The sequence below is a fragment of the Marinobacter sp. UBA2498 genome, assembly GCF_002341575.1.
Taxonomy (GTDB): Bacteria; Pseudomonadota; Gammaproteobacteria; order Pseudomonadales; family Oleiphilaceae; genus Marinobacter; species Marinobacter manganoxydans.
On record NZ_DDOI01000136.1, the window covers coordinates 486 to 10,022 of the forward strand.

Below are 9,537 nucleotides of genomic sequence, written 5' to 3' on the forward strand. Positions count from 1 at the left end.
CGAATCCCTCCCTCTCCGCCATTTCCTTTTTTGAGGAAAGCGAGACAGGTTGAAGTAGCACTCAACCAAAGCAAGTGATCAATGTGCGGCTGTAGCTCAGCTGGATAGAGTACCTGGCTACGAACCAGGCGGTCGGAGGTTCGAATCCTCCCAGCCGCGCCATCGATCAACCTGCCACAAGTTTTAAGCGGCTGTAGCTCAGCTGGATAGAGTACCTGGCTACGAACCAGGCGGTCGGAGGTTCGAATCCTCCCAGCCGCGCCATATTAAGATCAAGACGCCTCAGTTTGTGAACCTCACAGGCTGAGGCGTTTTGCTTTGTATAGCTGGGAGGATTTGAACCGATAAGAGGTTCGACCGAAACCCACGCAGTGGGTTGAGGAACGCCGGAGCAATGCGACGGCGACCCCGAAGGGGTGAGGGCCAAAGGCCCGAATAATCCTCCCAGCCGTGCCAAATAAAGTCCAAAGCGCCTCAGTTTGTGCACCCCACAGGCTGGGGCGTTTTGCTTTAGCCTTCCAGTCTTGCTCTCCGTCAATTTCCGGTTGATCAATATTTGCACAGCTCCACCCTCCCTGCCTATTCGTTCAGATGTAAGGAAATCGAAATCAAACAGGAGGTTTCACTCATGAGCAAAACAGTAAACGGCGCCTATCGGGATCGCGACCAGGCCAAGAATACCTGGGATGACTTGATTGCGACCGGCATTCCCCGGGATAACATCTACATCGACGAAGACGCCAAGCTGGTCAAGGTCATCGTGCCTGCAGAGACCGAACGTGAGGTCAGGGAAATTTTTGACCGTCACGGGCTGCAATGAACGACCAGATTCCGTCATCAGGGAAAGGAGTGAGGGCATGAGCGGCAAAGACAGTGTTGCAGCTGGCCACGGACGGGATGACCGGCTTCTCAAAGAAGAGATTCACGATCCATACGTAGCCAGATCCAAGCCCAAGGAGCCAGCGATATGCTCCGAGTGCGGTGCAGCTTTCCATAAAGGGCGCTGGCAGTGGGCAACGCCACCCGCAGGCGAGCTTAACGAGCTTATGTGTCCGGCTTGTGAGCGAATCCGGGATAATATGCCAGCTGGAATACTGACTCTCTCCGGGGGCTTTCTGGGTAAGCATCGAGATGCAATCCTGAAACTCATCCACAACAAGGTCGAGGAAGAAAAGCTCGAGCACCCGATGAAACGTCTTATGAGTGTGGAAGACGGTCCAGAGGGAGAGCTGGTGGTGAAATTCACCGATCTGCATCTACCCCGGGGCACCGGGGAGGCTATTGAGCGAGCGTACGACGGTAATCTGGACATCCAGTACACCAAGGAATCGAACCTCGTTCGGGTGTACTGGAATCGGGATGATTAGGCAGCAGGCTGTTCAATTACAGCCTGAAACGTGAAACAAGGTTCTGCAGGTCGCTGCCCAGCCTTGCCAGTTCGCTGCTCGAGCTGGCGGTCTGGTTCGATGAGGCGGCGGACTGATCCGTAACATCCCGAATGCTGGTAATGTTCTGGTTGATTTCCTCGGCCACCGAAGTCTGTTGTTCGGAAGCTGTGGCAATCTGACTGTTGTACTGTTTGATCTCCTCTACAGCACGGGCAATGCGCTCAATGGTCGTTCCGGTTGCCGTGGCACGTTCAAGGGTGTTCGAGGCCATGGTGGTGCTGGACTCCATCGCGGACACCGAGTCACCGGCGCTGTTCTGAAGTGACGTTACCAGAGTCTCGATTTCCTGGGCCGATGATTGTGTCCGCTGTGCGAGAGAGCGCACCTCGTCGGCCACCACGGCAAAGCCGCGACCCTGCTCACCAGCCCGCGCTGCCTCGATAGCGGCGTTCAGCGCCAGCAGGTTGGTCTGGTCGGCAACCTTCCGGATCACATCGACCACATCGGCGATGGTTGAGCTGCGGCTTTCCAGCTCTTCGATCACCTCGTTCACCTTCTGAACCGACCTGGCCAGCGACCGGATGCTCCTCACGCTTCCGTGCAATACCTGCTCGCCACTCCGGCTTTTTTCCATGGCACTGCGTGCGGCATCAGCAACCTGCTGGGTGTTCCGTGAGATTTCCTCGGAGGTGGCGGACATTTCTTCGGTCGCCGCCGCCACTTGCTCAATCTGTTGCTGCTGGTTCTTCACCTGGCTGGCGTTCTGACCGGCCGTAGAGCTGGTCTCTTCCGTGGCAGTGGCCAGCTGGACGCTGGATTTGTCGATGTGGAGCAGGGCATTGCCAAAGCGTCCGAACAGCTCGTTAATGGCCTTGCCAATGGTGCCCACCTCATCATGGCTGGAGATTTCAATCTCGCGGGTCAGGTCCTTGTTGTCCATGGCGAACCGGACAGCACTCAGCAGGCTGCCAACCTGTTGGTTGATGGCCCTGATAATGAACAGCATCAGTACCAGAACGATAAGGATTGAACCTGCGGCAATTCCCGACGCAGCGACCAGATCATTACGGGCATCGGTAACACCGTGTTCCACCAGTGAGCTTAGCTCTTCCAGTATGGACTGACGGATCCCGTTCAGACCCTCAATTCGATCGGTTGTGGTTGTAAACCACTCGGAAGCCTCCAGGGCATACATGCCCGATGGGCTGCTGAAAAGGGTTTGGCGCTTCTCTTCCAGCGATTGGCTTGCGAGTGTGTTCAATCCTTTTTTCAGGTTTTCGCGCAGTTCTGAGCCGGAAGCAAACATGGCGAGTGCCTGATTGAAGTAGCCGTCCTGCTGCCCGGCGAGGCCTGCGATTCTGCGCAGAGTTGGCAAATCAAATTCGCCACTGCGAATCAGTGAGGCGCCGATTGCACGCTCCCGACCCGCCATCTCGGCCACTTCGGCGAGTGCATAGTAGGCATTAACTTCCCGGGTCAGTTCGGGATCGGTGGAACCGCGGATAATAAGCGGAATTCGGTCCACCAGTCCCATGATCAGAGTGGTGTAGCGGGTGGCTGAATCACCCGCTGCGATACTACGGCTATCCACCGCGCGGCGCAGGGAATCGAGATTATCCAGGCCCTGGCGGACAGATTGTATGCTCGCCTCCACGCTGCTCTCAAAGCTGGCATCTGCCATGAGCGAGTTGATCCCCTGGTGATAGGCAGAGATACGGACGTCAGTTTGCCGCCGTTGCTCGGCCAGATCCCGTTCAGCTTGCCGGGCAGCATCAGTTCCCGGTTCGCTGGCAAAGAAGACGGCAGACCGGCCTCGCTCTTTCTGCAGTGTTTCGGTCAGGGGATCGCCGGTTTCGGCGAGTTCTACCATGGAACGCAACTGGCGCATGTCGCTCAGTTCGCCATAGTTCAGAACAATGCTTTCAATCGCAAAATAAAGAATAACAAGCAGAGCCGGAACCACCAGAGTGGTCAGTTTGCCCCGCATGGAGAGGTTGTTGATGAGGTTCATGGCGGCGCCTTATTTGTCTGGTTAATGCCAGTATTATCCCTGGCTATGGGGAGCGCTTTCTATCGCCGTGAGGGGGTAGCTGAAGGGGTAGTTTCGGACGTGTAAGTTGTTGTTATTGTTTGTTAACAACTTGATATGGTTGACAAAAAATGGAGGTGAGTAAGAGTACGCAGAGTACCACTCACGAGGTAGTTTCCATCGCTGGCCTGTCTGTGACAGCGCGTGGAGACAACTTGGGGTAGGTTTTATACAAAAAGCCATTCCGACCTGTGCTGACAATGGTCAAGGCAGTTACTGCGTAAGTGACGGTAAGGTAAAGGCATTCTTGCAGTGGAGAATGTCATGGAACTCGTTTGCCCGGCCGGTAGCCTTCCGGCTCTGAAAACCGCCGTCGATAACGGCGCCAACGCCGTGTATTTCGGTTTTAAAGACAGCACCAATGCCCGCCAGTTTGCCGGCCTGAACTTCAATGAAAAACGCGCCGCTGAAGGGATTGAATACGCCCACCTCCGGGGCGCGAGAGTTTTCTGTGCCATCAATACCTACCCGCAGCCAGACGGTTGGGAGCAATGGAAGGGGGCAGTAGACCGCGCAGCAAGTCTCGGCGTGGACGCCATTATTCTGGCCGATATGGGCCTGCTGGATTATGCCGCCAACCGATACCCGCACATCCCCCGGCACCTGTCGGTTCAGGGATCTGCCACCAGCCACGAAGCGCTCTCCTTCTACAAGGACAACTTCGATATCCGCCGGGCCGTGCTGCCCCGGGTTCTGTCACTGGACCAGGTGCGCGGTGTGGCCAAATACAGCCCGGTCGAACTGGAAGTATTTGCCTTCGGTAGCCTGTGCATCATGGCCGAGGGCCGCTGCTACCTGTCTTCCTACCTGACCGATGAGTCCCCCAACACCCGTGGCGCCTGCTCTCCCGCCAAGGCGGTCCGCTGGCAGGAGACTCCGAACGGGCTTGAATCGCGCCTTAATGATGTCCTGATTGACCGTTATGGCCAGGGCGAACCCGCCGGCTACCCGACTCTGTGCAAAGGCCGTTTTGAGGTTGAGGGTTATGTTTATCACGCCATTGAGGAGCCGGTGAGCCTGAACACCCTGGACCTGTTGCCAGAACTTCAGGCACTGGGTATCGGTGCCGTGAAGATTGAAGGTCGCCAGCGTAGCCCGGCCTACATCGCAGATGTAGCCAGAACCTGGCGCCATGCCCTGGACAATCTTGAAGCCGGCACCGAGGGCTTTACTGTTGAACCTCAATGGCAGCAGACGCTGGCGGGGCTTTCCGAGGGCGGCCTGACCACACTGGGCGCCTACTATCGCAAATGGAAATAGGGTTTCACCATCCATGCTGAAGTTATCCTTGGGGCCGATCCTGTGGTTCTGGTCCAGGCAGACCGTTTTCGATTTCTATGCCAATGCCGCCGAGTGGCCGGTGGATACCATCTATCTGGGTGAGGTGGTGTGCTCCCGCCGGCGGGAACTGAAACCGGATGACTGGCTGGATCTGGCCCGTGATCTGAAAGCCTGTGGCAAGAATGTGGTGCTCTCCACGCTCACGCTGATTGAGTCGGAGGCCGATTTGCGTCGCCTGCGCCGGTTCTGTGAGCAGAATGAATTCCTGGTGGAAGCCAACGACCAGAGCGCCCTGCAGGTAGCCATCCGGAATAAGATACCGTTTGTCACCGGCCCGTCCATGAACATCTACAACACCGCTACCCTGAAAATCCTGACAAAGCAGGGCTTACAGGGCTGGAACCTGCCTGTAGAACTGGGCAAGGAAACCCTGGAGCAGCTAATCATAGAGCTGCAGCAGGAAGGACTGGATCTTCCCGCCGAAGTGTTCTCCTGGGGTTTCCTGCCGTTGGCCTGGTCCTCCCGCTGCTTTACCGCGCGCCATTACAACCTGCCCAAAGACAACTGCGAGTTCCGCTGCCTGCAGCACCCGGACGGCATGGAGTTGCGCTCCCGGGAAAGCCAGGAGCTGTTCCGCATCAACGGAATTTCCACCCTGTCTGGCTCCCGTTACGATCTGATGAGGGAGCTGCCGGATATGGAGCGTATGGGGGTAAGCACGGTGCGCCTGAGCCCGGAATATCTGGGCATGGAGGCGGTGGTCAGACGCTTTGATCAGGTCCGCCGGGGCGAGCTGCCGGCCTCCGACCCGCTGCAGTTGGTGGAGGCACCACCGTGTAACGGGTACTGGTATGGCAGGCCGGGGATGGACCTGATCCCGACTTGATATAGATAAACCGCCCCTGCGACTTTTGCTGGTTTTTGTTAGCGTCGTTTGCTGAGATTGCTCTATATCCCGAGTTTTATTCTCTGGAAAATCCGGGAGGAATGCGCTTATGGATATCCGACTGAAACGCGCTTATGCAGAACCCTCAACCTCAGATGGCCCACGGCTGCTTGTTGACCGTATCTGGCCTCGGGGAGTGGCCAAAGAAGATGCGGATATAGCTCACTGGCTGAAGGGTCTGGCGCCGTCAACTGAACTGCGCAAGTGGTTCGGTCACGATCCCGAAAAATGGCCGGAGTTTCGGGAGCGGTACCTTGAAGAGCTGACATCAGGTGATGCCAGCGAGGATCTTGAGGCACTTAAGAAGCTGCTTGAGCAACATGACCGCATAACGCTCGTGTTTGCTGCGAAGGATACCGAGCACAACAATGCTGTGGCGCTCCGGGATTATATTTTGAATGACCAACTCTGAATCATTGGAGAATGGCGGCCCGTTGGGCCGTCCAGATTGCTGAAAACGCTCGCACCTTCTTGGTCTGTCGGCGAACCTTATTCCTGGCTGAGCGCTTCCTGAGCCCACTGCCAAGCGGCAACCGTCGCCGGAAAGCCTATCGAATTCATGCCCAGCACCAGCGCGTGCTCGATTTCCTCACGTGTGAGGCCCAGTTCCAGACTACGACGAATGTGGGACTTCAACGCGGATTCGCGACCCGCACCAACGCAAACGCCGAGCTTTACCAAAGCGCGCATTTTTTCATCCAGAGGGCCAGCATCGGCGAGGGCTTTACCAAGCTGTTTATGCGCTTGTTGCAGCTCTGGAAACCGTTCGCTGAAGGCAACGAAAGTTTTGGGGAGTTCGCTGTCGTGTTTATTCATTTGATTGCCTCGTTTGCGGGTTCCGCCAAGCCTCCGTGGTCGGTTTCACCGGTGAAGAGATTCTGATATTAAACGAAAACCTTACCTGACATTGCAGGATTATAGAATCGGTAAATGCATTCAGATAATGCAGCCTCTGCCGTATCCAGGCGTCAATAGCGTCAGTTTGCACATGCTAATCGACCAACTATTCGTGTTGGCGGCTTATTTGCAATTTTTCAGAGAAATTACCAGTGTTCAGCGAGATTAGGCTGCGGCTTCTACTCGGTCCCGCCCATTGGCTTTGGCCTTGAACAACGCCATATCCGCTCGCATTAAAGCTTGGCACGGCAGCTCATTGGGGGAAACTTCAGCAACCCCCAGACTAATCGTCTGATGGCCGACCAGGGGAAACGACATTTCCTTAATCCTTTTTCGCAAAGCATCTGCCAAAAGCAGAGCGCCCCAGAGGCTCACGCCAGCAGCATTGGCCCAGACAATGTTGAGATGTTGTATATCAAAAACCCAGAGTGGGGTTTGTAATCGGTCAGCCACCAAAGTGGGTGGTTGTAACGTCCTGTGGGAGTTTTGGGATAGGCTGTTCATCGGTTCAACGAGATTGAGTTCCAGAGTTTGCTGTTTAATTTTCGCCCACTATCAGCGTCGTTGCGATACCCATAACAGGTCCACCTAATCATGGGTAAGTGCAGACTTAACTGACTAGTCGCGCTGAACGATTCGGCAGGTTGTTGTCTGCGTCTTGCGCTATTCTGTGACTACCGGCTTTTCGATAGAGGTGATATCAGTTGGCGAAATCACAGTTTGACGGATCAACGACTTTCGAGATTTTTCCCTGGAACAGGAATTTTGAGACCGGGTTTGGGGATATTGATGATCAGCATAAAGCCCTGGTGGAGATTCTGAATCGACTAGCGTGGCATTTTGCCTCAGATGCTTCGGAAATGACGGCAGATCGGGTAATGGACGAACTGCTGTCTTATGCATCCTATCACTTCCAGTTTGAAGAGCAGATCTGGGATCGCGCCCTGGGCGATTCGGAAATGGCCAAGAATCACCACGACAACCACCAAATGTTTTTTGCGCGAATTCAGATGCTCAAGCAAGGGCCTGGATCCCACGAAGAAAAACTGACCGAGCTATTTGACTATCTTACCAAGTGGCTGGCTTTTCATATTCTTGAATCAGACCGACGTATGGCGCTTACCATTCGGGCGATGGATCAGGGGCTAACGGTCGGAGAGGCGAGCGAGAAGGTGGATTCCGAGTTGAGCGGTTCCATTTCTGTGCTGGTCAGCGCGCTGCTCGAAATCTATGGCAAATTGTCTGCAAGCACCATTCAGTTGATGCGGGAAAAAATGGCGCGACTGCGAACCGAAGATGAACTGCACCGTCTTCAGCAAGAGCAAATAAAGGAGGCCTTGGATAATCAGGCCAGCGAATATCAAATACAACTGGAAGCGCTCGCATTTGAGGATCCGTTGACAGGCTTGTTAAACAGAAATGGAATCGTTCAAGCACTCAGGAAGCAGTTACAAGGAATAGGTCAGAGTGGGTCGGGCTGGTCGGGTGCTGTGGTTGCTATTGATCTTGATGATTTTGTGATGATCAATGCCACGCTCGGCGAAGACACCGCCGATTATTTCCTCAAGCTTCTCACGCGACGTTGGCTTGATTCAATCCCGTCGGGAGCCCGCCTCGCCCGAACAGGGGGCGATGAGTTTATACTGCTACTACCAGATACGAGCGAAATAGAATCCACGCTCGAAGCTCTGCGCCTATCGGGCCTGCAGGCCTTTCATCTGAATGATCAGCAAGTGATCGTCGAATTCACGGCCGGTATCGTGTTTGTCGTGGAGCAGACGGTTTCGGATGCTGATAGTCTGCTTCGCAAAGCGAACCAGACACTGTTCCTTGCCAAGCACGAAGCGAAAGGCGACTGGCTATATCTGGATGCTGAAGAACAGGGCCGTTACCGTGCCAGAGAGATAATTCTGTCAGGAATCCGTGAGGCCCTTACCAGAAACAATTTCCGGCTCCTGTATCAGCCCAAAGTTAACCTGCGAACGGGCGAGATCGTCGGGGCTGAGGCGCTGATACGCTGGCAACACCCGGACAAAGGGTTGATGTCTCCGGGCAAGTTTCTGCCGGCAATTGAACACCACAATCTGAGCATCTCAGTTGGGGAGTGGGTTCTGCGGGAATCGCTGCGGCAAATGCAACGTTGGGATCAGCAGAACCTCGAACTGAAGGTGAGCGTTAACATTGCTGCCTTGCATCTGCAGTCCGAGGCGTTTCCTGAGACCCTGGCAAATATTCTCAAGGAATTTCCGGACATCAATCCCTCTCGACTGGATCTTGAGATTCTTGAATCCGCAACGCTGGGTGATCTGGGGCAGGCCGTGGCTACCATCTCAGCGTGCCAGGCTCTGGGTGTGGTTTTCTCACTCGATGATTTTGGAACCGGCTACTCTTCATTGTCGTATCTTAAACAGCTGCCAGTAGAAACTCTGAAACTCGACAGGGAATTCGTTTCTGGCGCCGAAAATGATCTGGAAAACCACTCGATACTCCGGAGTGTTATCGAGTTGTCCCGGGTATTTCGCAAACAATTTATTGCGGAAGGTGTGGAGACGGTTCGTCAGGGTGAAATCTTGCTGGAGCTTGGTTGTGAGGTCGCACAGGGCTATGCCATCTCGCCGCCAATGGAGCCCGAAAAGCTGCCAGCATGGGTTGCCAGTTGGCGGCCCTTTCCCGAATGGCTAAAACATCGCTAACGCAAGAGAGCTATTGCCGCAACAGATTTCGCAGACTGAGACACCACTCCAGGCTATCCAGCAGGTTTTTTACGCCCAGGCCCAGCTCCGTGTCACCTTCGATAACCAGCTTGCGCTGGAAAAACAGCTGATCTGGGTCCTGTCGACGTTCTGCCAGGGTTCTGAAGGCGGTCAGCGAGCCCCGGATGGTTGCCTCCCCGGGGCCGTCGATCACCCTGAGTCGGCCGGCCCAGAAGCCAATGG

At 55.0% G+C, this 9,537-nt stretch carries 9 protein-coding genes and 2 tRNA genes; 8 read left to right on the plus strand and 3 right to left on the minus strand.

The features are described from left to right. Nucleotides 1–85 precede the first annotated feature (85 nt). From B2W52_RS18575 to B2W52_RS18595, 4 genes are all read left to right on the plus strand, one after another. Nucleotides 86–162: transfer RNA gene (locus tag B2W52_RS18575), tRNA-Arg, on the plus strand. Nucleotides 163–187: 25 nt separating this feature from the next. Then, nucleotides 188–264 (plus strand) — tRNA-Arg (locus tag B2W52_RS18580). Between the two features lie 364 nt (nt 265–628). Next, on the plus strand, nt 629–820 hold the full coding sequence (locus tag B2W52_RS18590; RefSeq protein ID WP_053114925.1) for an SPOR domain-containing protein: 192 nt from the start codon (nt 629–631) through the stop codon (nt 818–820). Between the two features lie 37 nt (nt 821–857). Further along, nucleotides 858–1,367, plus strand: coding sequence for a BCAM0308 family protein (locus B2W52_RS18595; RefSeq protein ID WP_053114926.1), 510 nt, complete (start codon nt 858–860; stop codon nt 1,365–1,367). Nucleotides 1,368–1,383: 16 nt separating this feature from the next. On the opposite strand, the gene B2W52_RS18600 is transcribed toward B2W52_RS18595, so the two are convergent. Continuing rightward, nucleotides 1,384–3,399: a methyl-accepting chemotaxis protein gene (locus B2W52_RS18600; protein ID WP_286803880.1), complete on the minus strand. Its 2,016-nt coding sequence runs from the start codon at nt 3,397–3,399 to the stop codon at nt 1,384–1,386. A gap of 342 nt (nt 3,400–3,741) precedes the next feature. On the opposite strand from B2W52_RS18600, the gene ubiU reads away from it, so the two are divergent. The 3 genes from ubiU to B2W52_RS18615 all read left to right on the plus strand — a co-directional run bounded on the left by ubiU (nt 3,742) and on the right by B2W52_RS18615 (nt 6,116). After that, the gene (ubiU, locus tag B2W52_RS18605) at nt 3,742–4,737 is read left to right on the plus strand and encodes a ubiquinone anaerobic biosynthesis protein UbiU (protein WP_273069419.1); all 996 of its coding nucleotides are present in this window, start codon (nt 3,742–3,744) and stop codon (nt 4,735–4,737) included. 13 nt (nt 4,738–4,750) lie between these two features. Beyond that, nucleotides 4,751–5,644 carry a U32 family peptidase gene (locus B2W52_RS18610; protein WP_273069418.1) on the plus strand — a complete coding sequence of 298 codons (894 nt, stop codon included), beginning with the start codon at nt 4,751–4,753 and terminating at the stop codon, nt 5,642–5,644. 109 nt (nt 5,645–5,753) lie between these two features. Beyond that, complete coding sequence (locus B2W52_RS18615) at nt 5,754–6,116, plus strand: DUF488 domain-containing protein (protein WP_008175419.1); 363 nt, start codon at nt 5,754–5,756, stop codon at nt 6,114–6,116. Between the two features lie 77 nt (nt 6,117–6,193). Here the strand turns inward: B2W52_RS18615 and B2W52_RS18620 are convergent, their stop codons facing one another. Continuing rightward, on the minus strand, nt 6,194–6,520 hold the full coding sequence (locus B2W52_RS18620; protein ID WP_081467548.1) for a carboxymuconolactone decarboxylase family protein: 327 nt from the start codon (nt 6,518–6,520) through the stop codon (nt 6,194–6,196). A 785-nt stretch (nt 6,521–7,305) separates the two neighbouring features. On the opposite strand from B2W52_RS18620, the gene B2W52_RS18625 reads away from it, so the two are divergent. Continuing rightward, nucleotides 7,306–9,294, plus strand: a complete 1,989-nt coding sequence (locus tag B2W52_RS18625) for a putative bifunctional diguanylate cyclase/phosphodiesterase (RefSeq protein ID WP_273069415.1) — start codon at nt 7,306–7,308, stop codon at nt 9,292–9,294. Nucleotides 9,295–9,304: 10 nt separating this feature from the next. Here B2W52_RS18625 and ubiT read toward each other — a convergent pair. Next, a partial coding sequence (gene ubiT, locus B2W52_RS18630; RefSeq protein ID WP_286803881.1) for a ubiquinone anaerobic biosynthesis accessory factor UbiT occupies nt 9,305–9,537 on the minus strand: 233 nt, incomplete at its 5' end.

What these genes read in the sequence shown, in the direction of transcription:
- ubiU (WP_273069419.1), top strand. Translation starts at nt 3,742, where the DNA reads ATGGAACTCGTTTGCCCGGCCGGTAGCCTTCCGGCTCTGAAAACCGCC.
- B2W52_RS18595 (WP_053114926.1), top strand. Translation starts at nt 858, where the DNA reads ATGAGCGGCAAAGACAGTGTTGCAGCTGGCCACGGACGGGATGACCGG.
- B2W52_RS18610 (WP_273069418.1), top strand. Translation starts at nt 4,751, where the DNA reads ATGCTGAAGTTATCCTTGGGGCCGATCCTGTGGTTCTGGTCCAGGCAG.
- B2W52_RS18620 (WP_081467548.1), bottom strand. Translation starts at nt 6,520, where the DNA reads ATGAATAAACACGACAGCGAACTCCCCAAAACTTTCGTTGCCTTCAGC.
- B2W52_RS18615 (WP_008175419.1), top strand. Translation starts at nt 5,754, where the DNA reads ATGGATATCCGACTGAAACGCGCTTATGCAGAACCCTCAACCTCAGAT.
- B2W52_RS18600 (WP_286803880.1), bottom strand. Translation starts at nt 3,399, where the DNA reads ATGAACCTCATCAACAACCTCTCCATGCGGGGCAAACTGACCACTCTG.
- B2W52_RS18590 (WP_053114925.1), top strand. Translation starts at nt 629, where the DNA reads ATGAGCAAAACAGTAAACGGCGCCTATCGGGATCGCGACCAGGCCAAG.